This window comes from Chitinimonas prasina, assembly GCF_030160395.1.
Classification (GTDB): Bacteria; Pseudomonadota; Gammaproteobacteria; order Burkholderiales; family Chitinimonadaceae; genus Chitinimonas; species Chitinimonas prasina.
The window spans coordinates 907,348-934,324 of record NZ_BSOG01000002.1; the positions used below are offsets into that span (position 1 = coordinate 907,348).

General features: G+C 59.3%; 30 protein-coding genes and 1 pseudogene. 17 read left to right on the forward strand and 14 right to left on the reverse strand.

The window, feature by feature from the left end; translation table 11 throughout:
• Together kdpA and kdpF are read right to left on the reverse strand one after the other, a co-directional pair.
• Positions 1–1,797, reverse strand: coding sequence for a potassium-transporting ATPase subunit KdpA (gene kdpA / locus QQK16_RS11245; RefSeq protein WP_284196554.1), 1,797 nt, complete (start codon positions 1,795–1,797; stop codon positions 1–3).
• Positions 1,794–1,898, reverse strand: a complete 105-nt coding sequence (kdpF, locus tag QQK16_RS11250; RefSeq protein ID WP_284196555.1) for a K(+)-transporting ATPase subunit F — start codon at positions 1,896–1,898, stop codon at positions 1,794–1,796. The genes kdpA and kdpF overlap by 4 nt, the downstream gene beginning before the upstream one ends.
• A 322-nt stretch (positions 1,899–2,220) precedes the next feature.
• Between kdpF and QQK16_RS11255 the strand changes: the two genes are divergently transcribed.
• Together QQK16_RS11255 and QQK16_RS11260 are read left to right on the forward strand one after the other, a co-directional pair.
• Positions 2,221–2,595, forward strand: a complete 375-nt coding sequence (locus QQK16_RS11255) for a 50S ribosome-binding protein YggL (protein ID WP_284196556.1) — start codon at positions 2,221–2,223, stop codon at positions 2,593–2,595.
• Between the two features lie 80 nt (positions 2,596–2,675).
• The gene (locus tag QQK16_RS11260; RefSeq protein WP_284196557.1) at positions 2,676–3,155 is read left to right on the forward strand and encodes a hypothetical protein; all 480 of its coding nucleotides are present in this window, start codon (positions 2,676–2,678) and stop codon (positions 3,153–3,155) included.
• On the opposite strand, the gene QQK16_RS11265 is transcribed toward QQK16_RS11260, so the two are convergent.
• A complete protein-coding gene (locus tag QQK16_RS11265) occupies positions 3,152–4,012 on the reverse strand; it encodes a prephenate dehydrogenase (RefSeq protein ID WP_284196558.1) in 861 nt (286 codons plus the stop codon). The two genes, QQK16_RS11260 and QQK16_RS11265, sit on opposite strands and share 4 nt — an antisense overlap.
• Before the next feature lie 125 nt (positions 4,013–4,137).
• Between QQK16_RS11265 and QQK16_RS11270 the strand changes: the two genes are divergently transcribed.
• Entirely contained in the window at positions 4,138–4,908 is a 771-nt protein-coding gene (locus QQK16_RS11270) for a hypothetical protein (RefSeq protein WP_284196559.1), read from the forward strand.
• An 81-nt stretch (positions 4,909–4,989) separates the two neighbouring features.
• On the opposite strand, the gene aroF is transcribed toward QQK16_RS11270, so the two are convergent.
• From aroF to QQK16_RS11285, 3 genes are all read right to left on the reverse strand, one after another.
• Positions 4,990–6,006, reverse strand: a complete 1,017-nt coding sequence (gene aroF / locus QQK16_RS11275; RefSeq protein ID WP_284196560.1) for a 3-deoxy-7-phosphoheptulonate synthase — start codon at positions 6,004–6,006, stop codon at positions 4,990–4,992.
• Positions 6,007–6,210: 204 nt separating this feature from the next.
• Positions 6,211–6,882 (reverse strand): isoprenoid biosynthesis glyoxalase ElbB, encoded by a 672-nt coding sequence (gene elbB, locus QQK16_RS11280; protein WP_284196561.1) that lies wholly within the window; start codon positions 6,880–6,882, stop codon positions 6,211–6,213.
• Between the two features lie 14 nt (positions 6,883–6,896).
• Complete coding sequence (locus tag QQK16_RS11285) at positions 6,897–7,259, reverse strand: cupin domain-containing protein (protein ID WP_284196562.1); 363 nt, start codon at positions 7,257–7,259, stop codon at positions 6,897–6,899.
• 194 nt (positions 7,260–7,453) lie between these two features.
• Here QQK16_RS11285 and QQK16_RS11290 point away from each other — a divergent pair, with 194 nt between their 5' ends.
• Positions 7,454–8,734, forward strand: coding sequence for an aspartate carbamoyltransferase (locus tag QQK16_RS11290; RefSeq protein ID WP_284196563.1), 1,281 nt, complete (start codon positions 7,454–7,456; stop codon positions 8,732–8,734).
• Positions 8,735–8,771: 37 nt separating this feature from the next.
• Here the strand turns inward: QQK16_RS11290 and QQK16_RS11295 are convergent, their stop codons facing one another.
• A complete protein-coding gene (locus tag QQK16_RS11295) occupies positions 8,772–9,467 on the reverse strand; it encodes a glutathione S-transferase family protein (RefSeq protein ID WP_284196564.1) in 696 nt (231 codons plus the stop codon).
• 10 nt (positions 9,468–9,477) lie between these two features.
• The gene (locus QQK16_RS11300) at positions 9,478–9,900 is read right to left on the reverse strand and encodes a DoxX family protein (RefSeq protein WP_284196565.1); all 423 of its coding nucleotides are present in this window, start codon (positions 9,898–9,900) and stop codon (positions 9,478–9,480) included.
• 78 nt (positions 9,901–9,978) lie between these two features.
• Between QQK16_RS11300 and QQK16_RS11305 the strand changes: the two genes are divergently transcribed.
• Together QQK16_RS11305 and QQK16_RS11310 are read left to right on the forward strand one after the other, a co-directional pair.
• Entirely contained in the window at positions 9,979–10,863 is an 885-nt protein-coding gene (locus QQK16_RS11305; protein ID WP_284196566.1) for a LysR family transcriptional regulator, read from the forward strand.
• Between the two features lie 118 nt (positions 10,864–10,981).
• Positions 10,982–11,143: pseudogene (locus QQK16_RS11310) on the forward strand (IS3 family transposase); the annotation flags it as partial.
• Between the two features lie 65 nt (positions 11,144–11,208).
• On the opposite strand, the gene QQK16_RS11315 reads toward QQK16_RS11310, so the two are convergent.
• The 4 genes from QQK16_RS11315 to QQK16_RS11330 all read right to left on the reverse strand — a co-directional run bounded on the left by QQK16_RS11315 (position 11,209) and on the right by QQK16_RS11330 (position 14,975).
• On the reverse strand, positions 11,209–11,721 hold the full coding sequence (locus tag QQK16_RS11315; RefSeq protein ID WP_284196567.1) for a nuclear transport factor 2 family protein: 513 nt from the start codon (positions 11,719–11,721) through the stop codon (positions 11,209–11,211).
• A 112-nt stretch (positions 11,722–11,833) separates the two neighbouring features.
• Positions 11,834–12,316, reverse strand: a complete 483-nt coding sequence (locus QQK16_RS11320; protein ID WP_284196568.1) for a hypothetical protein — start codon at positions 12,314–12,316, stop codon at positions 11,834–11,836.
• Between the two features lie 732 nt (positions 12,317–13,048).
• Positions 13,049–13,831, reverse strand: coding sequence for a LytR/AlgR family response regulator transcription factor (locus QQK16_RS11325; protein ID WP_284196569.1), 783 nt, complete (start codon positions 13,829–13,831; stop codon positions 13,049–13,051).
• The gene (locus tag QQK16_RS11330; RefSeq protein ID WP_284196570.1) at positions 13,824–14,975 is read right to left on the reverse strand and encodes a sensor histidine kinase; all 1,152 of its coding nucleotides are present in this window, start codon (positions 14,973–14,975) and stop codon (positions 13,824–13,826) included. Before QQK16_RS11330 ends, QQK16_RS11325 begins: the two co-directional genes overlap by 8 nt.
• A gap of 588 nt (positions 14,976–15,563) precedes the next feature.
• Between QQK16_RS11330 and QQK16_RS11335 the strand changes: the two genes are divergently transcribed.
• The 3 genes from QQK16_RS11335 to QQK16_RS11345 all read left to right on the forward strand — a co-directional run bounded on the left by QQK16_RS11335 (position 15,564) and on the right by QQK16_RS11345 (position 19,190).
• Entirely contained in the window at positions 15,564–16,100 is a 537-nt protein-coding gene (locus QQK16_RS11335) for a carboxymuconolactone decarboxylase family protein (RefSeq protein ID WP_284196571.1), read from the forward strand.
• A 249-nt stretch (positions 16,101–16,349) separates the two neighbouring features.
• The gene (locus tag QQK16_RS11340; protein WP_284196572.1) at positions 16,350–16,976 is read left to right on the forward strand and encodes a glutathione S-transferase family protein; all 627 of its coding nucleotides are present in this window, start codon (positions 16,350–16,352) and stop codon (positions 16,974–16,976) included.
• Between the two features lie 141 nt (positions 16,977–17,117).
• A complete protein-coding gene (locus tag QQK16_RS11345; protein WP_284196573.1) occupies positions 17,118–19,190 on the forward strand; it encodes a 2Fe-2S iron-sulfur cluster-binding protein in 2,073 nt (690 codons plus the stop codon).
• A gap of 27 nt (positions 19,191–19,217) precedes the next feature.
• Here QQK16_RS11345 and QQK16_RS11350 read toward each other — a convergent pair whose 3' ends face one another.
• Positions 19,218–20,117, reverse strand: coding sequence for a LysR family transcriptional regulator (locus QQK16_RS11350; protein WP_284196574.1), 900 nt, complete (start codon positions 20,115–20,117; stop codon positions 19,218–19,220).
• A 134-nt stretch (positions 20,118–20,251) separates the two neighbouring features.
• Between QQK16_RS11350 and QQK16_RS11355 the strand changes: the two genes are divergently transcribed.
• The 8 genes from QQK16_RS11355 (at position 20,252) to QQK16_RS11390 (ending at position 26,294) form a co-directional block, all read left to right on the forward strand.
• A complete protein-coding gene (locus QQK16_RS11355; protein WP_284196575.1) occupies positions 20,252–20,791 on the forward strand; it encodes a carboxymuconolactone decarboxylase family protein in 540 nt (179 codons plus the stop codon).
• Positions 20,792–20,833: 42 nt separating this feature from the next.
• Positions 20,834–21,208 (forward strand): hypothetical protein, encoded by a 375-nt coding sequence (locus QQK16_RS11360; protein ID WP_284196576.1) that lies wholly within the window; start codon positions 20,834–20,836, stop codon positions 21,206–21,208.
• Between the two features lie 316 nt (positions 21,209–21,524).
• Entirely contained in the window at positions 21,525–22,391 is an 867-nt protein-coding gene (locus tag QQK16_RS11365; protein WP_284196577.1) for an HD-GYP domain-containing protein, read from the forward strand.
• A gap of 159 nt (positions 22,392–22,550) precedes the next feature.
• Positions 22,551–22,808 carry a glutaredoxin 3 gene (gene grxC / locus QQK16_RS11370; protein ID WP_284196578.1) on the forward strand — a complete coding sequence of 86 codons (258 nt, stop codon included), beginning with the start codon at positions 22,551–22,553 and terminating at the stop codon, positions 22,806–22,808.
• A gap of 104 nt (positions 22,809–22,912) precedes the next feature.
• On the forward strand, positions 22,913–23,395 hold the full coding sequence (locus QQK16_RS11375; RefSeq protein ID WP_284196579.1) for a nuclear transport factor 2 family protein: 483 nt from the start codon (positions 22,913–22,915) through the stop codon (positions 23,393–23,395).
• Between the two features lie 131 nt (positions 23,396–23,526).
• Positions 23,527–24,114, forward strand: coding sequence for an ACP phosphodiesterase (locus QQK16_RS11380; RefSeq protein ID WP_284196580.1), 588 nt, complete (start codon positions 23,527–23,529; stop codon positions 24,112–24,114).
• A gap of 145 nt (positions 24,115–24,259) precedes the next feature.
• Complete coding sequence (locus QQK16_RS11385; RefSeq protein ID WP_284196581.1) at positions 24,260–25,531, forward strand: histidine kinase; 1,272 nt, start codon at positions 24,260–24,262, stop codon at positions 25,529–25,531.
• On the forward strand, positions 25,524–26,294 hold the full coding sequence (locus tag QQK16_RS11390) for a LytR/AlgR family response regulator transcription factor (protein WP_284196582.1): 771 nt from the start codon (positions 25,524–25,526) through the stop codon (positions 26,292–26,294). Before QQK16_RS11385 ends, QQK16_RS11390 begins: the two co-directional genes overlap by 8 nt.
• Before the next feature lie 24 nt (positions 26,295–26,318).
• On the opposite strand, the gene QQK16_RS11395 is transcribed toward QQK16_RS11390, so the two are convergent.
• Positions 26,319–26,855: a hypothetical protein gene (locus QQK16_RS11395; protein ID WP_284196583.1), complete on the reverse strand. Its 537-nt coding sequence runs from the start codon at positions 26,853–26,855 to the stop codon at positions 26,319–26,321.
• Positions 26,856–26,977 lie beyond the last annotated feature (122 nt).

Genomic DNA, 26,977 nt, shown 5'->3' on the forward strand with positions numbered 1-26,977 from the left:
TCAGCCTCCTTGGCCAGCAAACAGTTGCAGATGGTCGACCACCGGCCCCAGGGCCAGGGCGGGGATATAGGTCAGGGCGCCGACAATCAGCACCGTGCCCACCAACAGCACGACGAACAACGGCCCGTGGGTAGGCATGGTGCCAACCGACACAGCCAGCTTGGGCTTGCGCGCCAGCGAACCGGCAATGGCCAGCACGGGGATCAGCACTCCAAAGCGGCCAAACCACATGGCCAGACCCAGCGCCAGGTTGTAGTAGGGGGTGTTGGCCGAGAGGCCGGCAAACGCCGAGCCATTGTTGTTGGCAGCAGAGCTGAAGGCATACAGGGCCTCGCTGAAACCATGGGCACCAGGGTTCCACAGGCTAGTCAACGCCTGGGGCAGCAGCACCGCCACAGCCGTACCGCCCAGCACCAGCAAGGGGGTAATCAGGATGGCGATGGAGACCATCTTCATCTCGAACGACTCAATCTTCTTGCCCAAGTACTCCGGCGTGCGGCCTATCATCAGCCCAGCCAGAAAGACAGCCAGCATGGCGAACAGCAGCATGCCGTACAGGCCCGAACCCACACCGCCAAACACCACCTCGCCCAGTTGCATCAGCCAGGTAGTCACGCCGCCAGCCAGTGGCATCAGGCTATCGTGCATGGTATTGACAGCACCGCAGCTGGCTGCCGTGGTAATCACGGCAAACAGGCTGGAAGCCACGATGCCAAAGCGTGTTTCCTTGCCTTCCATATTGCCCAGGCCGGCATCCATACCCAGTTGCACCAGCAGCGGGTTGGCATGCGATTCCGCCCAGACCACTACCGCCACCATGGCGCCAAAGATCAGGGTCATTGATGCCAATACCACCACGCCCTGCCGCACATCGCCCACCATATGACCGAACATGAAGCACAGCGCGGCCGGTATCAGCAGGATGCTAAGCATCTGCAGGAAGTTGCTGGCGCCCGTGGGGTTCTCATAAGGATGGGCGGAGTTGGCATTGAAGAAACCGCCACCATTGGTACCCAGCAGCTTGATGGCCTCTTGCGATGCCACCGGCCCCATCGCCAGCGTCTGGGTGCGCACCGTCACCGTTTCCATCACGGCGGCGCCTTGTGCATCCACCAGCGGCTTGCCTGCCTCATCTGTCTTGGCCACTTGGTAGCTCACCGGCTCCACCAGTTGTGCCTCAACATAGGGAGAGAAGTTCTGTATCACGCCCTGGCCCACCAGGAATACGGCAAACAGCGATGCCAAGGGCAGCAGCAGCCAAACCGTGGCACGGCTCAGATCCAGCCAGGCATTGCCCAGACCTTGGGCATGCTTGCGGGCAAAGCCACGTACCAGGGCAACCACCACCGCAATACCGGTAGCCGCCGACAGGAAGTTCTGCACCGTCAATGCCAGCATCTGGGTCAGGTAGCTCATGGTGGCTTCGCCCACATAGCCCTGCCAGTTGGTGTTGGTAACAAACGAGACGGCTGTATTGAAGGCCGAGGCCGCCTCCACATTGGGCATGCCCGCCGGGTTGAAAGGCAGACTCAGCTGCAGGCGTTGCAGCAGATACACCGCCAGCAGGCCTGCTAGGTTGAACAGCACGATGGCCGTTGCATAGCGCCACCAGGGCATGTCCTCTTCGCCATTCGCGCCGATCAGCTTCATCAGGCCACGATCGACCTTGCCCATCCAGCCCAGCCGCTGGGCCAGCCCCCCTGACATCAAGGCAGCCAGATAGCGCCCCAAGGGCCAGGCCAGGGTTAGCAATACCAACAGGTACAAGCCTGTTTGCAAAACTGCGGACTGGTTCATGCCACCTCCTCAGCATTGAACAATGCATAAAGCAGGTAGGCGAACAGGCCGATGGACACACCACCGGCCAGCCAGTAAATCCATACCAATCCAGGGTTCATTTTGCTTGCCCCTCCAGTTTGCGGCAGGCAGCAATCAGGCCCAGAATGGCCCCGCCAAACACCGCGATCAACGACAACACCAGCATTTCCACAGCCGACTCCATGAATGGGAAAAGACAGTGCCCATGCTAGGGAGATCGCCGTAAAGACAGTGTCGAGATAGGCGGAACGAGTATAAAGATTGTGTAAAGATGGGGCGCCAGGGGGCTGGCTTGCGCCGGGAAAACAACTGACATGGAGTAGCAGAAAGCCTGCTCCGGCAGACAGGGGCGACCGACAAGGTACAATGGCGGCTTACGTGTCTCACACCGAAAGCAGGACCATGAAAAACTGGCTCAATCGCCATTCCAATAGCCGCATACGCCGTCTCAACCAGCGTCAGCGCAAGAAGTACCATCTGGCCGAATTCGTGGAACTGGGCTTTCACCTGACGCTGCGCTTCAAGCAGCTGCTGTCTGAATCCGAACTTGAATCCTGGATCAATGCCATCTGCGATGAGGCCGAGCGCACCAACCTGATTGTGGGTGGTTTCAGCAGCGGCATGACAGCCCTGGAAACCGACGGTTTTGTGGTGGCAGAGCACGGCTCGGTGAGTGACACCCAACGCGATGCTTTTACCGCCTTCCTCCGCCAACACCCCCTGGTCGCCGAGGTGGATGCTGGTGAGCTGGTCGACAGCTGGTACGGCCAACTGTAATCACACACGCGGGGTTGCGTGCGCATCGCGCCCGCAACCCACCTCCCGCCCTACCCGTTCCAACGCGCCATGGAATACCCATGAACATCAGCGAAACCCTCATCAGCCCCACTGAGCTCAAACCTGTACGCGAATGGGTGGCACGCATGGCCAGTCCGCTGGGCATCCCCTTGGCCGGACGTAGCACGGCTGAGCTGGTTGGTGCAGTCGAGCAGGCTGTCAGTCAGTGGCAGCAAGGTCGCCCGCCCAAGGCCGCCGAGGTCAAGCCCGAAGACCTGCATATCGTGCTGGGCACCATCTGGGGAGAGCAGTTGATCGCCCAGTTCGACTGGCTCTGGGTCAACCTCACGTTTCACGACTTCAACGACTGGAGTTCGCTAGCCGTGGTCTCGCCCGACCGCGCGTTGATGATCCTGCCCTACGCCTATGTCTGCCTGTGCCGCGATGACCAGGCCGTGGCCGTGAACATGCTTGCTGCCTTCAATGTCATCGGCCGCCAGACGCTCCCTGCCGCAGCGCCGGGCAGCTACAGCAATGTCATGGATACGCTAGCAAACTAGCCCTTGCCCCAGGCACTGCGTGCCTGGCTGGCGCGCTCGAATTTTGCCGTCATGCCGTCCGCATCGGCTTGTTGCAACTGTGCAATCAGGCTATCGAGTTCCGCCCGGTAGGCACGCAGGTCCTCAAGCAAGCCATCGCGGTTGGCCAGTGCAATATCGCGCCACATCTCCGGGTGGCTACCCGCAATACGGCTGAAATCGCGGAAGCCGCTGGCTGCCAAGGCTAGGCAGGTATCGGCATCGGGCCGATTCAGCACCGTGTTCATATAGGCAAAAGCCAGCAGGTGCGGCATATGGCTGACTGCCGCAAAGACTGCGTCGTGCTCGGCGGCGTCCAGCACCACCAGATGGGCACTACAGGCCTGCCATAAGGCGCTTATCCTGGCCAAGGTATCGGCACTGGTTTCCGGCAGCGGGCATAGCACCACCTTGCGGCCCTCATACAGGCCATAGCGTGCGGCTGCAGCGCCAGACAGATCCGACCCCGCAATCGGGTGGGCCGGCAGACAGCGATCCAGGCTATCGCCCAGATGCTTGCGGTAGAGCGCGGCGACATCGCGCTTGGTGCTGCCCGCATCGGTCACCAAGGTATGGCGCGGCAAGGCGGGGGCGATACGCGCCAGCACGGCGTCCATCTGGCCTACCGGTGTCGCCAGCAGGACCAGATCGGCGTCGCGGACGGCTGTTGCGGCATCCTGTTCAGCCAGATCAATCACCTTGAGCTGCATGGCCCGTGCCAGATTCTCGGGCGAACGCCCCACACCCACGACCTGGCCCACCAGCCCCGCCCGCTTCAGGTCCAGGGCAAACGATCCGCCTATCAGGCCCACGCCGATTACCACCAGCTTGCTCAACACATCCCACTCCTAGATTTAGCGCCGCCAGCCAGATTTTCACGGCATCGGATGCACCCTGTAAGCCTATCGCCATTCAAGCGACCAAGGATGCCAGAGCGCCACCCACCACCAGCCCGGACCCCATCATGCGACAACTGATACTACTGACCCTGCTGTGCAGCCTGACCACCTTTGCGGCAGAGCCCGCGCCTGGCCTGCAGGATGATGCGGCCGGCCAGGCCCTGCTGAGCGAGCGTATCGCCAGGGCCTATGTCTGGCGGGGGCTGGAGGCAGAGAATGCCGAAGCCCGCCGCCAGCAACAAGCCGCCACCGCACAGTTCGAGCGGAAGCTGGCCAAGCTACGCGCCGGCAGCCAGGAGCATGCCGAACTGGCTGACGACTATGCCCTGCTGGCCCAACTTTGGGCTGACTACCAGACGCTCACCCAAGCCCCGGCGACACGCGAAGGCGCCGCCAGGTTGGCCGAACTGTCGGAGGAGCTGGCCTGGATAGCCCGCAAGGCGAGCGATCGACTGGCACAGCCCACGGGCAACAAACCACAGCCCAACCGGATAGCCGGCGATATTGCCACTTTGTCGCAGCGACTGGCCAAGACTTATCTCTTGCAAGCATATGGCTTGAAGGTTGCCTTCCTGCAGCGCGACCTGATCGAGAGCCGCGCAGCCTTTCTGCAACTGAGCCAGCAGTTGAAGGCCCGCCCCGACAACACACCCGCCCTGAAGGCCAAGCTGGCCTTGATGGATAGCCAGTGGTTCTTCTTCCAGCAGGCCATCGATGAGCTGGCCAAGCGCAACACCGATCCGCAACTGCGCCGCAATGTCATCACCACCAGCGACCGCATCTACGAGGTAGCGCTCGATCTGGCCGCCCACTACCAAAGGCGCGGCCAGGATTGATCACGCCTGCCACATCGCTGGTTGGCGCTTAGAGCGTGTTCACGATCTATTCGCCAGGGCGAAGAAATCGCGAACAGGCTCTTACAGCTCCCGGCCTACCGCCTGGGCAATCAGGCGCAGGGAGGCCACCAGGTCATTGAGCTCCTGTGGCGTCAGGGCCTGGTCGGCATCACACCAGGCATCGCAGGGGTTGGGGTGCATCTCCACCAGCAGGCCATCGGCACCTGCAGCCACAGCGGCGCGAGCCAGCGCCGGCACCATCCAGGCCTTGCCACCGGCGTGGCTAGGGTCCACCAGTACCGGCAGATGGGTTTCCTTCTTCAGCACCGGGATGGCCGTCACATCCAGCACATTGCGGTAAGCCGTCTCGAAGGTACGTATGCCGCGCTCGCACAGGATGATGTTGTTGTTGCCACCCGCCGCAATGTACTCGGCCGCCATAAGCCACTCCGAAATCGTGGCCGACAAGCCGCGCTTGAGGATGACGGGCTTGTTGACCCGGCCGACTTCCTTAAGCAGATCGAAGTTCTGCATATTGCGGGCACCGATCTGTATCACGTCCACATCGTGCTCCAGGAAGGTATCCAGCATGCGCACATCCATCAGCTCTGTCACGATGGGCATGTTGTACTCGCGTGCCGCCGCCTGAAAGAACTCCAGGCCCTGTACTCCCAAACCCTGGAAAGCATAGGGGCTGGTACGCGGCTTGAAGGCGCCACCCCGCATCATCTTGCAGCCAGCCGCATGCACGCCAGCAGCCGCCAGATGCATCTGCTCCTGGGTCTCGACCGAACACGGCCCAGCTATCACCTGCACCTGCTTGCCGCCCAGCTTGATGCCACGGATATCAATCACGCTGCCGGCCGGGTGTCCTTCGCGAGCCACCAGCTTGTATGGCTTGACGATATGGATGGCACGCTCGACGCCCGCCATCTGCTCGAAGCTCTGCTCGTTGAGCGGGCGCTCGTCGCCGATGGCGCCGACGATGGTGCGCTCGCTACCGCGCGAAACATGCTCGGTCAGGCCAGAGGCGCGGATCTTGCTGACTACGGCGTCGAGCTCGGATTGGGTCGATTCAGGGGACATTACGATGATCATGACGGTCTTCCTATGGGGTGGACGGCAGAAAATGGACAAAGAAAAAGGCGGGCCTTTTGGGCCCGCCTTCTTGAATCTTTACTTGCTTCAGGGTGTAACAGGGCAGCCCGCGTCAACTCGTGATCGGAAAATAATAAAACGAGAAGAAAGCGGTGAAACGACGCATGACGGTTACGGCTGCCTGAAGTAGATGTTGGAACCAGCTTAACCCAAAATTTCGCGCAATGCAGCAATTGCTGCCTGTACCGATGCAAAAATCGCCGCCGGGCTGGCTTCGTCGAACATATAGGCCGGGGTTGAAATAAACGCATGGGTACGGTCCAGGCAGGCCTGGTCCACCGCCAACGGCATATGGAACTGCCCCCAGGCCTCGATGGCATCGGACAAGGGGTTACCGCCATAGCCCACGGTAATCTGTGCCTTGCTATAGCCCGCCTCGCGGGCGGCCAGGCCCAGCAGCAGCGGCGCGGCACAGATGGCCACCACCGGCTTTTTGGCCAGCACAAACGGCATGATGGCGGCCTTTACATCGTCATGCATGCCGGCATTGACGCCCTCTTCGGCAAAGGTGCAGAGATTCTTGGCCGCCCCAAACCCACCGGGGAACACGATGGCGTCGTATTCAGCGGGATTGAGCTGATCCAGCGCCCTGACATTGCCACGGGCAATGCGGGCGGCTTCGACCAGAATATTGCGACTCTCCTCTGTTCCCTCGCCGCTGAGATGATCCACCACATGGCGCTGCGGCCTATCGGGTGCATAGCAGTCGTAGTGCATGCCATGCTGGCTCAGCGCCACCAGGGTAGCGACTGCTTCGGTAATTTCACTGCCATCCAGATAACCGCAACCGGACAGTACAACCGCTACTCTGGACATGGTCATCTCCCCGTTCATGGCTTGCGCTCAACAATCATATAGTGCTTCTTCATGGCTTCCAGTACGTGGAACTCGCCCTTGAAACCCGCCGGTATCACCAGCGACTCCCCTGCCCCTACCTCCACAGCCAGGCCAGCCTCGTCGATCAGGCGGCAGCGCCCTTCGGTGACAAAGAAGAACTCATCCTCGGTATCGCCCATGGCAATACGCCAGCGTCCCGGCTCGCACGCCCAGACGCCGGCATACACCTCGCCGCTCTCATTGGTGTAGTGATTCCAGGTGGTGCGCTGCGGATTCCCCTCTACACGACGCTCCTCCCTGGGCTGGTCATACTCGGGTGCAGTGTTCTGCTGACTGAAAGCAATGATGGCGGGCACGGCACTATCCTGTTGCAGTAAGGTTTCAAGCCATTCTAGCTGTATGTCGCCCCGCTTGGGCAAGCATGACGTTTGCAAGTTCTGCCACATCCCTGCGCCAGGGTGCCGCACAAACAGTGCACACAACACAATGCGTATTTACAAATTGATAAAGCACAGTGAATAATATACGCAATGCGTAAACGGATAACACCATGACCCTGCCACAACAGACCCTGCTGCGCGACGCCATGCGTAGCCTCAACCTGACCCGCGATGCGCTCTGCGAGAGGCTTGGCGTGAGCCGCAGAGCATTGGACAGTTGGCTACTACCGGATGACTCCAACGAGCAGCGCAGCATGCCCACCGTGGTTGCCCGCTTCATTGGCGAGATCATGGCAGCACAGCAGCCCACAAAATATACGCATAGCGTATATCAACCAACCAGCAATATCGTCGCAGGCAGCCCACACCTGCTCTCGGTCAGCCAGTTTGATCGGGAATCCGTACAGGCCCTGTTCCGGCTTGCCGACCTGCTGCAGCCGGTAGCCCGGCGGCAAAAAGTCTGCCGGGTGCTGGAAGGCGCCGTACTGGCCAACCTGTTCTTCGAAGCCAGCACCCGCACCCGCATCAGCTTTGGCGCCGCCTTCTGCCGCCTGGGTGGCGCAGTCTGCGACACCACCGGCTTTACCTTCTCGTCCATGGCCAAGGGGGAATCCATCCACGACACCAGCCGCGTCATCAGCGGCTATGTCGACGCCATGGTCGTGCGCCACCCCGAGCAGGGTGCCGTGGCCGAGTTTGCCAGCGCAACCCATATCCCCGTCATCAACGGCGGCGACGGCCCCGGCGAACACCCCACCCAAGCCCTGCTGGACCTCTACACCCTGGAACGGGAATTCTCGCGCCAGGGCAAGCTGATCGACGGCTGCCACATCGCCATCGTAGGCGATCTCAAACACGGCCGTGCGGTGCACTCCCTGGTCAAGCTGCTGTGCCTGTATCAGCGACTCACCATCAGCCTGGTCGCCCCAGCCGGGCTGGAACTCCCCAGCGAACTGATGGACCAGCTCAGCCACAACGGCAATCAGCTGCGTTGCAGCCAACACCTGGCCCAGGGCCTGGCCGGCGCTGACTTGATCTACGCCACCCGCGTGCAGAAGGAGCGCATGGGCGGCGAAGTGCTCGAAGGCTATAGCCCTGACTTCCAGATCAATCTGGCGGCCGTGCAAAACTGGTGCAAGCCCGACACAGTCATCATGCACCCCCTGCCCCGCGACAGCCGCCCCGACGCCCACGACCTGGCCACCGACCTGAACCTCGACCCCCGCCTGGCCATCTTCCGCCAGACCGATAACGGGATTCCGGTACGCATGGCCATCTTCGCCCAGTTGCTGGGGGTAGATCAGCAGGTGCCCCACGCCCTGCGCGACTGCAACTGGCGCCACCCACCGCACCTGGGGCCGGAGGATGCGGCGTTTGATGTGCTGGAGTGAAGGCCTGGTATCCCCTGAGTTGGCTGATGGGACAGATTTAGGCGGTAAGCGCGGCAACGTCCTGCATGCGGCGCGAGATTTCTGAATTGCGCTTGAGCAAAAAGGCATGCAAGAGGTCGGGGTAGTTCAACTGCACTGCATCCCTGACTGACGGACGACGTTGCAGGGCGCTGCGCCACTGACGGACTCGGGGAACATCGGTGAAGACACCGAAGTCGCCAATCGTGTCGAAGATGTCGAAATACCGAAATACGGGACCAAAGGCACCGTCCACAAGACGAAATGTCGCGCCGTCAAAGAAGGGGCCCTGATGGCCCGCCGCTGTCAGTTCAGCCTCCAGCTGGCGGAACTTGCTGTTGATCTCTGCAGCCTTCGTATCGAACGTCTTTGCATCTTGTGCGCCATACAAGCCACCGATGGCGTTCAAGGTGGCAGATGCAAACTCCATCCATGATCGGTGACGCGCACGCTGCAGCGGGTCGGCGGGATGGAGGGCCGGAGTCTGTGTGTCCTCCAGGTATTCGCAGATCACCGCCGACTCAAAAATCGGCTGCCCGTCCACCAGCAACACCGGAGTCTTGCCCAGGGGTGAAATCTTGAGGAACCAGTCAGGCTTGTTGGCAAGGTCAATGTCGATGCGCTCAAACTCGACCTTCTTTTCCTTTAGAGCGATAACTGCGCGCTGAACGTAAGGGCACAAAACGTGGCTGACGAGAGTAAGTTTCTTGATCATGGCAATCACCTCAGAAGCTGGGTGTAAAACGCCGTGACGTACGGGTGGTGTAGGCACCGTCACCCAGTAGCCAGAGTGCGAGAGACGCCACGGTGAGGAAAACGGGGTACTCCCAACCACCGTTTGGGCTGGTATGAACCCAACCGTTGCCGAAGTGCACGGATGCGGCCAAAGCCATCACCGGAACCAGCGCCAGTGAAACCTGACGGGCATAAAAGCCCAGTACCAGGGCGACTCCACCCAGCAACTCAACCGCGAAGACCGGGTAAGCCAAGAGTCCAGGAAAGCCGATGATCTGAAAGAACTGTGCGGTGCCAGGGAGTGTGAAGACAAGCAGCTTGAGCAAGGCGTGGGCGATCCACATGACGCCGAGGCTCACGCGCAGGAGCGTGATTCCCAAGCTAGTTGATCTGATGGCGGGGTTTGAGGTCATTGCAAGACTCCATTGAAGTTGCGATGAATGGAATTTATTATTGCAAATGCGCAATATAAATAGGCGCCGATGCAAGCCATGAATGCAAAAACGCAATACAGAGTTTCCGCTGCTGACCTAGAGGTCGTGTTGGCGCTGAGCCGCACCGGCACCCTCGCGATGGCCGCAGAGCGCTTAGGGCAGGACGCATCGACCGTCTTCAGAAGCCTTCAGCGCATCGAAAAGGGCTTAGGTCAACGCCTCTTCGAGCGATCCCGGCAGGGCTATCAGGTGTCTGAGCTTGCGCAAGATTTGGCGACCGAAGCAGAGCAGATGGAGGTGCACCTGGAGGCTGCCCGGTCGTTAACCCAACTGCGCCCTGAGCATGTCGCTGGATCAGTGCGGATTACGACAACCGACACCATCCTCCACGCTCTGGTTGCTCCGGCGCTTCACACCTTGCACAAGCAACATCCCTTGTTGTCGTACGACCTGCATGCGGGGAACGAGCTAGCAAGCCTTGTCCGAAGAGATGCTGACATTGCGGTGCGAGCCACACGTCGCCCACCGAACCACTTGGTTGGAAAGCATGTGGGTCCAATTCGCGTGGCGGTCTATGCCGCCCGCTCGTCATCTGTCCGCAAATTTGACGAGACCATGGTGAGGGACTATTGCTGGATTGCCCCTGACGATGCGTTGCCCGAGCATCCTTCCGTGGTCTGGCGAAAGAAGCATTTCCCGAAGGTAATGCCCACTTACCGCGTGAACAGCATCCTTACGGTGGCAGATTTGGTTGCGAAGGATTTCGGCATTGGTCTACTCCCACTGTTTCTTGTAGAAGGCAATAGGCAGCTTCGAAGAATCTCTGAAGTGCTGGACGAGTGCCAAACAGAGTTGTGGCTGCTAACCCATACCGAATCCCGACACCTGCGTCGCGTATCCACCGTTTTTAGCCATTTGTCGCAGTGTCTTAGATTGGAATAGGCAGTGGAGTCTTGACCTCCTCCCGGCAACCTGCGGTTGTTTTTACTGTCGCAGTACGTTCTCTCCAAGCGAAATTACCGAGTGAATTGACGAGGATGAAAACGGTCTTGGCCAGTGTGCCCCCTGGAAGACCAATACGTCGCTGGAAACCGCGACGCTGGAGGGGGTGTTCTGGTTCAATCGTCAGCAGCTGCTGGCCCCAATTGGGTATATCCCGCCCGCAGAAGCTGAGGCAAACTACTACAGGCAACTCGCCAGTCAGGCTGCAGTACCAGCCTGACTTAAACCAAACAGCCTCCACGGAAGTCCGGGCGGTTCAACATGCTTGGTTTGGCCTTGGTCAAGCTATTGCGTGACCGGTCGATTGGCGCGCTCGGCAGCCAAGAAGGGGGCGTAGTCGACATAGTCACGGTGGCTAATTACCTTGCCACCTTTGACCTCGATCACGATCACGATGGGGGTGACACTTGAAACATCACGACCGTCCCCCATGTCGACCGTCCAAGCTAAGTCACCTTCATAGAGCGCGAAATGGCCGGAGTGGATGACTCGCCGCTTCGTTAGCGCCATTTGCCGGAGTGGGGCATAGGCTTTACGGAACCTCTGCATCACCGCCAGCTTGCCCTGCGTGCCGACGGCACCGAATACCAATGCTGCTGTGGGATCGTTAAAACTGGCGTCGTCGGCCAAGAGTGGTTCTAGTCGATCCCAATCTAGAGAGACATACGCTGCAAGATAAGCATCAGCGACGGGAGCCGCGGCGGCGGTTTCTGCGGTATAGCGTTTTGCGGTGGCTGCTGTGGCTGGCGCTGCGAAAGTTAGGATTAAAATCAGGATGACTGAGAAAGACTTATTCATGGCTTGGTCTCTTAAATGGCTTGCTTGGTGCTACTAGTCCGCTGAAGGCGTATAAGTACTATGCGAATCGACAGCGGTTTTGGCGCCGATGAATGCCAGGTATTCCTCCTGATCAGAAGTCTGGATAGTCAATGGGGTTGTTCTGTTTATCGAAACGTTGTCGGTATGCTCGCGGAATCGGACAATCCCACTTCGAACAGTGGTAGAAGCGGTAGCTGCCAGTCGTGCTGATCAGGAAACTGATCGACTGAACGTATTTGCGGTGAGCAAACGGTGCTACGTCCTTTGTACCATCGTCTTCCGTTTCGTCGTCACTGTCGTGGACATAAACCACGGCGCCCGAGTGTACGTCCATGTCACGCCCGATAAACTCTGCAATACCGCCAACAAAGCCACCGGCGGCGTACCAATGCTTCCCACGCCGCACGAGCGTGCTGGCAAATTTGCTCCTGCCATCCCACACGACTAGTACGGCGGGCTCAGGGGACGCCTCGGCGAGTCGATGTATGCGGCCCACGGGAAATTCAGGTACGGAATTTTGCGCGTTCACCATCAGAGAAATACCAAGCGCCAGATATATGGCTGATTTCTTCATGCGATATCCTTCCATGATCCAAAATGGCGGTTAACCGGGCCGTTGTTGTCTGCAGAAAGCGAGCACACCACTTCGGTCCCAGCTTGCTTAACGCATTGCTCGATTCCTCGCCGTGTCACAACTTGAACCGGCGAAGCTGTTTCGCTGCTCACACGACGAATGCTGGATCCAATGACTTCAATTTTTCCTACCTTCTGCGGCTCATCAGCCCATACAACTAGCCCCCCCGCTTGCCGATCCCATCCACGCCAAAGCGCGAACGATTCCGCTTGGTTCCATCTCGAGTTAGCTCCCTCATCACATGATCAATTGGCTATCTAGCGCCGTGTAGGCAACCGGCTCCTGTCTCAGCGCCCGAGGGGGGTCTACTCCCAATGGCTCCCTCTTTTCCAATGGAGAAAGGGGTAGCGACCGGTACAACCAATTTAAACTGAACTCGCTGGTCCGACGGCGGCGCTGGGGTGAAACACCGGTGCGATGACGCGGCGGGATCAAAGACCGGTGGAGAGGGCTGAAACTCAGGTGGGGTGTTTTACATTCACCACCACTGATTGCCCATATCAACTGGAGACGCGGTGTGAATCGGCGAGCATTGTGGGTGGGAACTACGGGAGGGGTATTACTCTGCGGGAGGGCGAAAAGCGGAGCGACGCGAGATTGGCGCCGAAGGGAAGGCGAACCCGGCCATTCGCACTTTCAGCTACGAGGTGCCGGTGCTGGCGGCGCGGCTTGTCAGCTCAGCGTGAGTACGGCGCGAACGGCGTCGACGTATCGGCTACTCACCGCAACCTGACTCCCGTTGCGAAGAGTGAGTGCATAGGTTCCATCACCGGTCACGCGCAGCTGCTGCATCTGCTGGCGCCGCACCAAGTAGCTCCGATGCACCCTGATAAATGTCCGAGGGTCCAGCAATGTTGCCATATGACTGAGTGTGGCACGGTGCAGCACGATGCGATGTTCGAGATGCAGGGAAACGTAATTACCGGATGCGCTGAGAAAATGAATGTCGCCCAGATCAACAGACTCAATGGCCCCAACGGAGCGAACCGTTATCCGGTCGAGGTAAGAGGAGGCCGGCGTCTCAATGGCCTCGAGTGAGCGCCGAAGTACTTCGGCGTAACTTCCTTGTCGAAGGGCAAGCATGGAGCTTGCTCGAGCCAACGTCTGCGCTAGGCGCTCGTCATCAAATGGCTTAAGGAGATAATCGAGCGCGTGCGCCTCGAACGCTTCAACGGCATAGCGCTCGTAGGCAGTCACGAAAACGATGACAGGTGGGTGTGCAAGTGCCGATAGCTCCCGTGCGAGTTTCAGGCCGGACTCACCGGGCATCTGGATATCCAGAAACGCGACATCGCACGGTGATACGGCCCACTGGGCCCGAGCCTGCTCAGCGCTGCTGCACTCCGCCAGCAATTGCCACTCAGGGAACCCGGCAAGGGCATAGCGCAAATTGAGCCGACCAGGTGTTTCGTCGTCTACTACCATGGCGCGAATCGGAACCTGTCGCTCAGTCATGGCGGCGCAGCGGTATTTGCACGGTAACGACGAACTGGTCATCGACTGTTTGGGTAGAGAGGTTGGCAGCAGCGCCGAATGCCAAGTGCAATCTTTCACGCGTGTTGTTTAAGCCAAGGCCGGTGCCGGGATTGGTGGGCAGCTGTCCCCGCGTGGGGTTGGACACCGTTAGCTTTAGTATGTCGGCGCAAGCTGCCAAAGCGATAACAATCTCGCTGGATTCGTTATGTCGTTCCAGGTCATGGCGCAGCGCATTCTCAACCAAGGGCTGCAACAACAGCGGGGGGAACTGCATACTCATCAGGCGGTCTTCGATGTTCTCAAAGCGAACCCGCAACCTTTCGCCAAATCGCAGTTTCTGTAGTTCCAGGTAGTCGCGAACAAAGTGAATTTCGTCTGCGAGCGTTACCCATTCCTGAGTGCTGGCCGTGAGCGCATAACGCAGCAACATACTCAGTCGACTGAGTGCGCTGATGGCGAGTTTCTTTTCTTCGGCACGGACCAGCGCGCTAATGGCGTTCAGCGCATTGAACATGAAGTGTGGCTCCAGCTGCGCACGGAGTGCCGCCATACGCTGCCGTTCCAGAGCGAGATGTAGCGCCAGGTTTTCCGCCTCGATCACACGCTGGTGCCGCATCATCTGCAGTTGCTGAGCCACCAGTGCCAGCGCATACACCGCTCCGCTGTACCCAACAAAAAGTAGGTAGTCCCACAAGGCGTACTGGACCGGCAGTCGGTTCAGGGCTGGCAACAAGCCTACCCATGGCTGGTTGCCAATCACGTAGGTAGTCACGAAGTTGGCCAGGATGGTGTAGGGTAAAAAGTAGCACACGCTTCCCCACAGCAAAGGAGTCAGCATTTTTCGGATTCGAGTCAGCCCACCGGGCTGGCGCATGAGACAGAGGTACAGCCACGCGCAATACCCAGCCATGGGGAGGCTATACACACACATTTGAGCCGCAACGGCTGACAGCTTCAGGTCTTTGCCGCTACGAAGCTGATCCCCGACGCCGGCGATGGTTTGCATTAACGCAATGAAGGACCAGATCAGCATGCTGATCAGCAGAACCCGTTGCCAGCGCAGCGGCGGCACTACGGTCTTAGCCTGGTCTGGCGCGGTCAGGTCACTGGTAGGGAGCCGCATGTTCATACTTCAAGGCTACTGATTTCGTCTTGCCGGCGCACGGCCAATTCATACCGGCTGATCGGCTTTTCGTCACAGATCCTGCCTTCGTCTCGCGTGCGGATTGCGCTTCACGTCTTTCTGCGAGTACCCAATCACGGCTTGCTTGTTGCGAGTGTATCGGGCCGCTAAGGAGGCGACCATGCCGAACCGTCTCGATCCTCGGGTGGATGGTTACCAGTGAGCGAAACAGGGGCGTGACATGAATACGGTTCATCAAATCATCATAGATATTATGGCTGGGTTGGCGCTGATTGCAGCATCGGCCGGTGAGACGCTGGATTAAGAAATCGATTCGAAGCAGCTGCCACCCGGCTGCACAGGCTATCAGGCAGTACTTTCCCTGGCGCTAGCTATCAGCGCTGCATGAGCCAGCGTGCTCCCCGCCCGCGCTGATACCACCCAGCAAGATGAAGAACACCAATTCTTCCATCTTTAGAAACAATCAATTCACCGAATCAACCATTCTTCCTCCGATCGGTTTTTGGCAAAGTAGCGTCACTTGCATCGCAACACGGATGCCAACACTACTGAAGACAAGGACCCACCATGAGCCGCATTGCGCTCATCACACCCGAAATTGCCACGCGTGAACAGCACGCTCTGTTGCATAGCGTTGGCGAGCTGCAAGGCTATATCCCGAATCTGCTTCGGATCGTTGCGAACTCGCCCGCCGCGCTACGTGCGTTTCTCGACCTGCACAGCCTTACTCGTGACGGCAGCCTGGACCTCCCCACCCGGGAGCGGATTGCAATTGCGCTCGCCCAGAAGAACGGAAGCACCTACTGCCTTTCGGCCCATGCGCAGCTAGGCAGCCAAGCCGGACTAAATGGTGCCGAGATGGAATCGAACCGGCTGGGCGACAGTCACGATGCCAAGGCGGCTGTGGCTGTCCGCTTTGCCTGCCGGCTGATCGAACAACGCGGTGATCTCGATGACGATCAGCTCAGATCCATGCGCAATGCCGGCTACAGCGACGCAGAAATTGTGGAAGTGATTGCACATACCGGGATGAACTTCCTGAGCAATCTGATGAGCAAAGTAAGCCAGGTCGAAATTGATTTTCCCCTGGTTTCGCTGAACTGAGCGCCCACAACATGATCTCCAAGTTACTACATTTCGTGCGCAATCGTCGCCACGGCCGTCACTTCGTCCCATCAACATCAGCAAGCGGTTTGAGCTGGCTGCTGCTCGCTGGTCATGCGCCACAACGAAGCCCCGTTGCTGAAGGCCGCGATCTACTGGCTCTGGTGGACGGAGTCGATCATCTCGATATGGCCCTGCAGCTTCACTGTACCTACTAACCCCCCGACCCACCCTTACAGGAGTACTCTCATGTCCAAACAACCCGTCAAACTCTATACCTTCCCCCTGTCCGGTCATGCACACCGTGCCCGGCTAGCGCTGTCGTTGCTGAACGTGCCTACCGAGCTGATCGAAGTGGATCTACGCAAGGCGGAGCACAAGCAGCCCGGCTTTCTCAAGATGAATACCTTTGGCCAGGTACCGGTCATTGACGACAACGGCACCGTGATTGCCGATTCCAATGCCATCCTGGTGTACCTGGCTCGCAAGTACGGCAACAGCGACTGGCTGCCGGCCGACGCTGCAGGAGAAGCCGCTGTTCAGCGCTGGCTGTCAGTTGCTGCAGGGCTGGTGGCATTTGGTCCAGCTGCTGCGCGACTGGTGACCGTATTTGGTGCAGGTTTCAACGCTGATGAAGTTATCAACCGCTCGCATAATCTGCTCAAAGTGATGGAGGCTGAACTGGCTGACCGTCCCTTCCTGATCGGCAGCAAGCCCAGCATTGCAGACATCGCCAACTACACTTATATCGCCCATGCACCCGAGGGTAATGTTGCGCTGGGTGCTTACCCCAATGTCAGCGCTTGGCTCCGTCGCATCGAAGCCTTGCCTGGTTTTGTGGGCATGCAGAAAACCGCCGTTGGCCTGGCTGCCTGATCAGCCAGTTGCAAAGGGCAGGCAAATTGCCTGCCCTTGAAAGCATACTTGTCACGAATAAGGCTTCAGCCTTCTGCGGGTCGCCCGGCTGCGCCAGAACAAAGCAGTTCCGTGCACCAGCGTATCGACTAAGGAAAAACCATGAGCTCCCCGAACACCGGCACTACCTCCCCCTGGCATCGCGGTGAACGGGCGATCCATCAGCAAATGGGCACTGCCGCCCAGATGGAGGCTTTTGGCAGGCGGGTCATCCGCGACTACATGCCGGATCAGCACCGCACCTTCTATGAGCAATTGCCCTTTATTGTGGCGGGTGGCGTTGATGAGCAAGGTTACCCTTGGGCCAGCATCCTGGAGGGAAACCCAGGCTTCATGCACTCACCCGAACCGCGTCAGTTGTTGATTCGCGCCAAGCCTGCAACTGGCGATCCATTGCTTGAGTGTCTGCAGGATGGCGCTGCCGTCGGACTACTGGGTATCGAGCTGCATACGCGTCGCCGCAACCGCATGAATGGGCAGATCCACCTGCAGCAGGATGGTGATATCGCGGTTCAAGTTGGCCACTCCTTCGGCAACTGCCCGCAATATATCCAAAACCGTGAGTTCTCCTTTTCTCAGCCACCTGGGCAAGCTTATAGCGGCGCCGTCGAGCAGTTGAGCGGGCTCGATGCAGCGGCGAGGGAAGCCATTGTCGCTGCCGACACTTTCTTTGTTGCCAGTTACTTTCCCGGCGACGCTGACAATCCCGGCCCCCAGGTCGATGTATCGCACCGTGGCGGTAAACCAGGTTTTGTCCTGGTCGATGGTGACACGCTCACGATTCCCGACTTTGCCGGCAATATGCACTTCAATACGTTAGGCAACCTGCTGGTTCACCCCAAGGCGGGGCTGGTATTCATCGACTTCGCCAGCGGCGATATGCTGCAATTGAGCGGTAGTACCGAAATCCAGTTTGCTGGCGAGGACATTGCCGCCTTTCAGGGGGCCGAGCGCCTGTGGCGCTTTCAGGTCGAACGAGTTGTACGACGCCGCGCCGTACTGGCCTTGCGTTGGCAACTCAGGGACTTCTCACCTAACTCTTTGATGACCGGCTCCTGGGAACAGGCTGCTGCCAGGCGAGCTGCGGCGGCACTGCAGAACGCTTGGCGACCGTTCCGCATCGAGCGGATCGTTGAGGAGAGTTCGGCGGTGCGCTCGTTCTATCTAAGCCCGACCGATGGCGTGGGTCTGGCCGCCTTCCGTGCGGGGCAGCATCTGCCGATACGCCTGTCCCTGCCGGGACAGGAAAAACCGGTAATCCGTACATACACCTTGTCACTCGGGCCGTCCGATGGTGTCTACCGTATTAGCGTCAAGCGCGGCAGTACCGTTTCAGCGCATCTACACGACACTCTCCGGGTCGGCGACCTGATCGAGGCCCGCGCCCCGCAAGGTGACTTTGTGGTCGATGCAGCCGAGCGGCGTCCGCTGGTGCTTCTGGCCGGTGGTATCGGCATTACGCCCATGCTGGCGATGCTGCATCATGTCATCTTCGAGGGGCTACGCACCCGCCGGATACGGCCGACTTACCTGTTTTATGCCACCCGCACGGTTAGCGAGCGGGCGTTCGATGCTGAAATCGACGACTTGCTCCGCCGTGCCGGCAATGCCGTGCAGGTCGTGCGTCTGAGCAGTCAACCCGAAGGCGACCGCGTACATGGTCACGATTACGAAGTTGCGGGCCACCTTGATCTGGCCTTGCTCAAATCGGCTCTGCCGCTGGATGACTACGACTTTTACCTTTGTGGCCCTGCACCGTTCATGCAAAGCCTGTATGACGGCCTGCGTGATCTGCGGATTGCAGATGACCGTATTCATGCCGAAGCCTTCGGTCCGGCAGCTTTGGCGCGGCGGCCGGATAACGCGCCTGCGGTGCCAGCACTGGCGCCTGTCGCCGATCACGACGTCAAGGTACTGTTCGCCGAATCAGGCAAGGAGGCGCGCTGGCAGGCCGGCGGCACCAGCCTGCTCGAACTGGCCGAGGAACGCGGCTTGACACCGGAATTCAGCTGCCGCGGGGGTAGTTGCGGTACCTGCAAGGTGTCGCTATTGGAGGGTGCCGTTACCTATCCTCAATGGCCCGCATTTCCATTGGCCGAGGGTGAGGTCTTGCCGTGCTGCGCCGTACCCGCCCGTAGCAGCGAGCAGGCTGCCCGCATTGTCTTAAAGCTCTGAACCCGCCGGCTAAGCATTTACTCACACTCAGTTCAGGTGCTTGTCGGCGCGCAGGCGATCTACCATGAGGTCGATGAAACTGCGCACCTTGGCCGAACCATACTTGCTCTCGCGGTGCACGATGTGTATGGGCAAAGGTGCGTTCTCATATTCGGATAACACGATCTTGAGTTCACCCTTCGCCAGGTGCGGAGCTATCTGATACGACATAAGGCGGGTAATACCTAGCCCACTGCGCGCGGCCTCGATCGCAGCATCATTGCTGGTCACCGTAAGCCGCGGCTTCAGCTTGATATTGGCGGGATCGGATTCCGGTCCGAACTTCCACTCCACCGCTGGCGACACCCCGGTCGCCGCAATGACAGTCCGGTCGCGCAATACCTGCGGAGTTTGCGGAATGCCGTGCCGTTCCAGGTACTCAGGCGAGGCGCACAGCACGCGCCGAACCTGGCCTACCTTGATGGCGCGCATGCTGGAGTCAGGCAAGGGGCCAATGCGTATCGCCACATCCACGCCCTCCTCCAGCATATTCACTACCCGATCCAGAAATAGCGCCGACACATCAGCCTCTGGATAGCGGTTCAGGTAATCGACGATGCCCGGCATGACAAACATCTTGCCGAACAATACCGGTGCCGTCACCGTGAGATGGCCGCGTGGCGCCGCATTGATGCCCGCTGCCGCCTCGTCGGCTTCATCCACCTCACCGAGGATACGGCGGGCATCGTCAAGATAGCGCTGGCCCGCCTCAGTCACACGCACATAGCGAGTCGTGCGTTGCAACAGCTTGACGCCCAAACGGGCTTCCAAGGCCGAGATGGCACGCGTCACAGCCGGTGGCGACATACCCAGTCGCCTTGCACCACCTGCAAAACTCTCTTCCTCGCCCACCGCTACGAACACCGTCATCAGGTGCAGTCTGTCCATATATTCATTCCTATTAATGGAATAATCTATTGCATTCTACACCCATTCTTCTATTCGATGATCTTTGGCAAAGTGTCATCACTCGCAACGCACTGGGCGCTGCGAACCGCAAGCCACCCAACCAAGGAACCAACATGAGCCGTATCAGCATCCCTACCGTCGAACAATCTGTTGAAGCAAGCAAGCCACTTCTGGCCGCCGTGAAGCAACAACTCGGCGTTGTCCCCAACCTGATGAAACTGATCGGCCATAGCCCCGCCGCATTGGAAGGCTATCTGTCGCTCAATGCCGCATTGAACAAGGGCAAGCTGGACGCCGCTTTGCGTGAGCGTATCGCCCTGACAGTAGCCGAGTACAACGGCTGCGACTACTGCCTGTCGGCGCATACCTACCTGGGCCTGAATGTCGCCAAGCTCAGCGAAGCCGAAATCGCCGCCGCCCGTGACCACCACAGCAGCGATGCCAAAACTGCCGTTGCCCTGCGCTTTGCCCATCGGGTTGCTGCTGAACGCGGCCGCGTCAGTGATGCCGATTTGGCGGCACTGCGCCAAGCCGGTTTCGATGAGGCCGAGGTAGTGGAAATCGTTCTGGTCGTTGCCCTGAATGTGCTGACCAATTACGTCAACAACGTCGCCCAGACCGATATCGACTTCCCCAAGGTTTCGGCCAAGTAAGCCTGTTCACTAACCACCAACCCCACTCACTTAGGAAACAACATGAAAATCTCCCGCCCCCAAGTTATTGCCCAACTGGTACTCGCTGCCACCATGTTCATCCCGGCCTTTGCCGCATCGCCCATGACCAAGGACGGTGTCACCACCATCCACCTGACGGAGTACAACGGCTACTTCGCTGCGCAGGAAACCCTGACTGACCTCAAGCCCGGTGAGTACGATTTTGTCGTCACCAACAAGGCGGGCAAGTTTGTCGGTTTCAATGTACAGGATCAAAAGACCCATGAGCTGCTGGGTGGTTTTGGCCTGAACCCCAACGAAACCAAGACGGCCCGTGTCACTGTTACGGCTAATGGTTTCCGCTACCGCTGCCCCATCAATGTCACCCCCTGGTACGACGTGGACATGACCAAGTAATCCTTCCCACCCTGCCTGCAGCTGCATTACCTAAGGCAGGGTCACTGCCGCTACGGCTGGCAAGCCAGCCCTGCGGTAAAACTGACGATGGCGCTGGAATGGCCACATTGACGAGGCGCTTCATGCGCCTCGTACTCTTCTTGCCTGGCTGTTGACACTCTGAGCCAGTTCACACGCTTTTCGCGCCCTGGTGTAAATCGTGAGCCGGCTATCGGTACCGGCCGGCAGGCAACTCAAGCGCACAGCCAAACACTGAACTATCGTGTTGGTGTGAAAACCCCGGTTTTCCTCCATCCACTTTTTATCGGCACCCACCATGTCTAATTCCCCTATTGACCTCCATCAGACGCCACCCAATCAGGGCCTGCTTCGCAGTTTGATGCTGATGGCCTGGATGGTTGAAGCACGCGACCCCTACACAGGTGGCCATCTGTGGCGCGTGGCGCGCATGGCCGAGGAAATGGGACGGTCATTGGGCATGCCGGACAAGGAAGTGAGGCGTATTGCCCTTGCCGGGTTCCTGCACGACATTGGCAAAATTGGTATTCCCGATGCTGTGCTGCGCAAACCAGGTAAGCTGGACGACGATGAATACGCGGTCATCAAGGCCCACCCAGCCATAGGCCAGCGCATTCTGGCCGAGCATCCGCTGGCACATCTGGTCATGGACGTCGTCTTCCACCATCACGAAACACCAGATGGCCGCGGCTACCCAGTGGGTCTGGTTGGCACAGCCATTCCACTGGACGCGCGGCTGGTTGGCATTTGCGACGCCTTCGATGCCATGACCAGCACACGCCCCTATCGCAAAGGCATGCCTGTCGCCAACGCACTGGAGATTATCAGCGGTGCCTTGGGCAGGCAGTTTGACAGCGAACTGGCGAGCCACTTTGTGGCATTGGGTCAGTCTGGCGCCTTTGACCATATCGTCGGCCATACCGACGAGGGAATTCCACTAGGTGTTTGCGTCAGCTGCGGTCCAGTGATCCAACGCTATCGAGCCACTCAGCCTGGAGAACATGCCGATTGCCCGGCCTGCAATGCGCGCTATGAGTGGCAGCAGACAGGCAGTGGGCTGCATGCAGCCCATGTGGGTAAAACCCATGGCAACCTGAGCCTACCTTTACCCGATACCAGTCTGCTACAGACCTTGCTGAGCGAGTGGGCACCTTTGCTGACATAAAGTGCCGGTCACGGCGGCGACCCCTGGCATACGAACAAAGCCCAATTATTCCACTTTTCGCAACAATCACTTCCCCATAGTGAGGATTCTATTCTTCCTGCAAAACGGTCAAAGTGATGCCTGTTCGCTACTCGATCACCCACAACCAAAGGAAGCGCCATGACCGATATCACTATGTTCCACACCTCCACCTGCCCCTATTGCGTACAGGCTGAACGCTTGTTGGGCCGCAAGGGCATCACCGCATTAAACAAGGTCAACATTGAACAGTCGCCCACCTTGCGTGACGAGATGATCGCCCGCAGTGGCCGGCGCACAGTCCCGCAAATCTTCATTGATGGTGAGCACATAGGCGGGTTTGATGACTTGGTTCGACTAGATCAGGGCGGCGCTCTCGATCCTCTGCTGGGTCTATGAACCGGTTCAATGTCTTTCCGCCTCGTCGAAAAGCGTTGAACTGGCTCCGCATGCATAGCAGCCGACCAGTTGCAGCAAACCACCCCTAAATACGGTAAATCATCATGACAGACCAACACAGTACTAGCCGCCCTCCCCTGCCACCTTTCGACCACGACAGCGCACTGGCCAAAGTCAGGGCCGCTGAAGACGGCTGGAACGGGCGTGATCCTGCCAAGGTTGCGCTGGCCTACACAGCAGACAGCCGTTGGCGCAATCGCAACGAATTCCTGAGCGGTAGAGAAGAAATTGAAGCATTCCTGCACCGAAAATGGCAACGCGAACACGACTACCGACTAATCAAGGAGCTATGGGCCTATAGCGGCAACCGAATCGCCGTCCGTTTTGCCTACGAATGGCATGACGACACAGGTCAGTGGTTCCGCTCTTACGGTAACGAGAACTGGGAATTCGATGCACAAGGCCTGATGGCAGTGCGCCACGCCAGCATCAACGACTTAACTATAGGTGAAACCGAGCGGCTGTTTCACTGGCCGATAGGCAAACGGCCGGAAGATCACCCAGGCCTAAGCCAACTGGGTCTGTAATACAAAAAGGACTCCGCTGCAGACGCCCCGTCCTGACTTTGCCGTCACTGCTCACCATGCCCAAGACAGACGGAGCGAGGGCACAGCCAGTGCCGTGCACGGCGCTGCACCGGGCGGGTACACTGGGTGCCATGAACTACCTCGCCCATATCTACCTTGCCCAGCACGACGATGAAGCCATGGTCGGCGCCTTGCTGGGGGATTTTGTCGGCTCGGACAAGCTCGATCATTACAGCCCCACGCTGCAGGCGGAAATCCGCCTGCATCGCAAAATAGACCGCTATACCGACAGCCATCCTGCCGTGCTGGCTGCCAAGCAGTGTTTCCCTGATGGTCGGCGCCGCTACGCCGGCATTTTGCTTGATGTCTATTACGACCATCTGCTGGCTCGCCAGTGGTCGCGCTACAGCGATACACCGCTGGATCAGTTCAACCAGCGCTTCTACGCCGCCCTGCAGTCCAGGCAAGACCAGTGGCCTAAGCGGCTGGGAGAGATCGCCCCGCACATGATGGCGCATGACTGGCTGGGTGCCTATCGCCAGCGCGAAAGCGTAGACCATGCCATACGCCGTATCGCCACGCGGCTTTCCCGCAATGGTGAGCGCCTGGTTGATTGCCTGGGTGACCTGCAATCACATGAAGTGGCGCTGGCGCGGGGTTTCGATGTTTTCTTCCCCGAACTTATCGGCTACGTTCAGGCCGAGCGCCAAGGGCAGTAAGCGGTCGCCGAGGTATCCGCGTCCGGTTTCGCACCGTTAGCCAGCCCTTCCGTCCCTGCCGGCCGGGTTTCATCCCAAGGCCAACACGGCGGCGCCACTTGCCCGCTATGCTGCACACCATTCCTGCCACGTCGGACACGCCATCATGCTCAGCAGCCTGCTCTTCACCTATCGCCTGATCCTCACCTGGGGTGCCTTCTTCTGGGTTGTCATTGTGCTCTGGAGCACCATCGCCCCGCCCGGCTATGGCGACCCACACTGGGTCTGGATGCTGGTCATTGGCCTGGTGATGAACTGCCTGGTGATCAGCGCCGCCTCGCACAAGCGCCGGGTACGGCTGATTGCGGGTAGGCTAGATGGCAGCACGCTGTCCAATCGGCAACGGCGCCAGATCGAGATACCCCTGCCGGCCAGCGAGGCCTTCGAACTAGTCGATGCAGCAATCCGGGAATTGCCGCGGGTCGAGGAAATCGAGAGCACCGCTGACAGCCTGCAGGTACGGGCCAAGGTGCAGCGTATCGACCCCTATGGCAAGGGCCTGCCTGGCCGCATCCTGTTCGGTATGTTCCGCACCGGACGCAACCAGATATTGGCCACTGTGATGCCGGGCGAAGGCACAGGCAGCGTGACGCTGATCTGCGAGCCTGAAGGCAGTGCCTGGGGTGACTGGTTCAAGATGGACGACGCCACCAATCTGGAGAATGCCGAAGCCATCGCCCGCGCTATCCGCCGCCGGGTAACCACGCTCCGCCAGCTTGAGCAGGAGCAGGCACGCCAAAGCGAGGTCGAAAAGGAGCTTACCCTTGCCAGGCTCAGCTTGTTGCAGGCGCAGGTGGAGCCGCATTTTCTCTACAACACCCTGACCAGCGCCCAGTACCTGACCCGCAGCAATCCGGCCTTGGCAGACGAGATGCTGGGCAATCTGATCGTGTATCTGCGCCGCTCCCTGCCCAGCACCGATCACGCCTTTGCCGGCCTGGGCAACGAGCTGGAACGGGCCCGTGCCTACCTCGATATCCTGCGAATACGCATGGGCGACAGGCTGAAGCTGCAGATCGAGGTACCCAACTCCCTGCTAGCGCTCCCCCTGCCTAGCATGATGCTGCAAACCCTGGTGGAGAATGCCATCAAGCATGGTCTGGAACCCAAGCCCGGCGGTGGCACCATCTGGATACTGGCCCGCGCCAGCGGCGGTCAGATCACATTGACGGTGGCAGATGATGGCCAAGGCTTCAATGCAGAGAGCAGCGGCACCGGCATAGGCTTGAAGAACTTGCGCGAGCGCCTGCGCCTGGCCTATGGCAATCTCGCCTCGTTCAGCATCGTTGCCAACTTCCCGCAGGGCGTGGCTGCCACCCTCACGCTGCCTGGCAGCAGCCTACCCACACTGGCCCTGCAGGAGCAGCAGCATGCTTAGATGTGTGATTGCCGAAGACGAGCCCCTGTTGCGCCAGGCACTGCAAGTGCTGCTGAGCGAAACCTGGCCCTCGGCACAAATCGTCGCCCTATGTGAAGAAGGTGGCGAAGCGCTGGAAGCCATCAGCGCCTTGCAGCCCGAAGTGGCCCTGCTGGATATTCGAATGCCTGGCCTGACCGGGCTGGAAGTGGCCGCTGCGGCCGCCGAGGTCAGCCCGGCGACCCAGGTGGTATTCATTACCGCCTACGACCAATACGCCATCGATGCCTTCGAGCGCGGCGCCGTGGACTACCTGCTCAAGCCTGTTAGCCGGGAGCGACTGGCCAGCACCATGCACAGGCTGCAAACCCGCGCAGCCGCCGGCGCCATAGACCACGCCACCTTGGTGCAGTTGTTGGGCCAGCTCAACCAGCGCAAGCCTGCCACGCCGGAGCCAGCCCCGCTGGTGTGGCTGACGGCCAGCGCCGGCAAGGAGACACGGCTGATACTGGTGGAAGACGTGGTCTATTTTCAGTCTGACAATAAATACACGGTGGTCATGACAGCCGAAGGCGAAGCCTTGCTACGCAAGCCGCTAAAGGAGTTGCTGCCCTTGCTGGATACCAATCTGTTCAAGCAGATTCATCGTGCCACCATCGTCAACCTGAAGGCCATTGCCTCCATTAGCCGGGACGACAGCGGCAAGGGTGCTATCAAATTGAAGCAACGTCCCGAACTGCTGAGCATCAGCCAGCCCTTCATGGCCCTGTTCAAAACCATGTAGCAGCCACACCGTGCTTGGCGTGGCTTATCTCGCGGCCAGCGGTAGACGATCGGGCGCGATAAACGCCTGCCGCGATGACTCTTGCGCCAGCAGGCCTTCGCTGTAGTGATGGCTCAAGGCATCACGGCTGCTCAGCATCAGCCTGGCCGCACGCTGTTCAAACCGTCGCCACTGCTGCTGCCAACGCAGGTGCTGCCCGGCGTCGTCGGGCAGATACAGGGCGATCAGCTTCAACAGCGCCTCGGTGATGGTGACGTGGTACTTGTCATCGGCCTTGAGGTGGCCGCAATAACAACGCAAGGCATGGCGAAAACGCGTCGCCCCCTCATCCAGGCCGTATAGACGCATGGCGGCCCAGGCTGCAAATACATGGGCCCTATGGTCGAACGCATGGGGTGCCAGCGTCCCGCGCTCCAGCGCTCCAAGCACATCGGGCAAGCCAGGCAAACGTGCAGCCGCCAGCGTCTCTGGCGAGGTGCTGGCGGTATGGGTGATCGTACCGGGCGTGGGAATAGGGCTATTCACAAAGGTGGAGCAATGGCTGCAGGAAGGCGGTGCCATTGTCGCACCCCTAGGTGAATATTCCCGAATATATCCAGCACCATAACGCTTCCTGCACAACGCTTGCCAGGCAAACAGCACTGCTGCCAAGGCTTTGCGCACACCTTGCCATGGCAACTCCT